Source organism: Stenotrophomonas sp. STEN046 (genome assembly GCF_056759755.1).
In genome coordinates this window covers 1-1,150 of sequence record NZ_JBRRDR010000089.1, presented here as the reverse complement: position 1 = coordinate 1,150, position 1,150 = coordinate 1, and the positions used below count along the sequence as shown (strand labels likewise).

Sequence of the window (1,150 nt, the reverse complement as noted above, 5' to 3'; positions counted from 1 at the left end):
CTGTAGCAACTGTCTTGTCATGCGGAGGCCATCTGGGCCTCCGCATCCCTTTTGCGGGCGTTGAGGATCACCAGCATCTTGCGCATCACCGCGACCAGAGCCACCTTGCCCGGCTTGCCCTGGCTGACCAGGGATTCAAAGAATTCCTTGAGCCGGGGCTCATAGCGTTTGGCGGTCAGCGCCGCCATGTAGAGCGCTTCGCGTACAACGGCGCGGCCACCGGTGATGCTCCGTCTCCCTTTCCAGGTGCCGCTTTCGCGGTTCATGGGGGCAACCCCTACCAAAGCCGAGATGGCTTTCCCGCTGAGCTTGCCCAGCTCCGGGAGCTCGCAGGCCAGGGTTGCCATCAACACCGGGCCGGCGCCTTTGAGCTTGGCAAAGTCACGCCATCCTTCCTGTTCGGCCAGCAGCGCTGCGATGGTGGCGTCGAGCTGCTTGATGCTTTTCTGGATCGCGCGCAGGTGCTGATTCAGCATGGAAATCAGGCTGGGTTCGCTGAACGCGCGCATGCGCTGATGCTCGCTCACCCGCATCTGGACCAGGTGGCGTCGGCGCTGGCAGAGCTCACCCAGACGGCGCTGCCAAGCCGCTGGCGGTACGTAGCGGGTCAGCTTTAGGGCATCGGCCATGTGGGCCAGCACCATGGCATCAATACGATCGGTCTTGGCCTGCTTTCCCGTGGCTGAGGCAAAGCTGCGGCCACGGCCAGGATTGATTCGTACCATCGGCAGGCCTGCTTCATGCAGCGCATCCAATGCCTTTTGCTCGTAGCCGCCACTGGCCTCAAGCACGACCTGCTTGGCTGGCCACTGCTGCAACCACCGGATCAGGCTATTCCAGCCACGTTTGCTGTTCTTGAACTGGCGAAAGGCCTGTTCATGGACGGCCACATCCAGATTCTCACCACTGACATCGATCCCAATCCCAAACATGGGGCAACTCCGCTAGGCTGACAGGGCCGAGAGCTCCCCCCGCTTGCCCAGTCTTATCAGTGCGAGCGCCAACTCGATCAACTGTTCGGGCGGATCAGGGAGAAACCGGCGCGGAGATCCTTGCTACAGAGCGATCGAGAAGACCTAGAGCCGAACGGTCGCCCGCGCCGGGCTCTCGGCACCTAAGGTGCCAGAGTCGCAAGAGATAAGAGCCGAGC

At 62.1% G+C, this 1,150-nt stretch carries 1 protein-coding gene; it reads right to left on the bottom strand.

What is annotated here, in order from left to right; translation table 11 throughout:
* Nucleotides 1-17: 17 nt before the first annotated feature.
* Nucleotides 18-932, bottom strand: a complete 915-nt coding sequence (locus tag ACVOLJ_RS20855; RefSeq protein WP_481564994.1) for an IS110 family transposase — start codon at nt 930-932, stop codon at nt 18-20.
* Nucleotides 933-1,150: the final 218 nt, after the last annotated feature.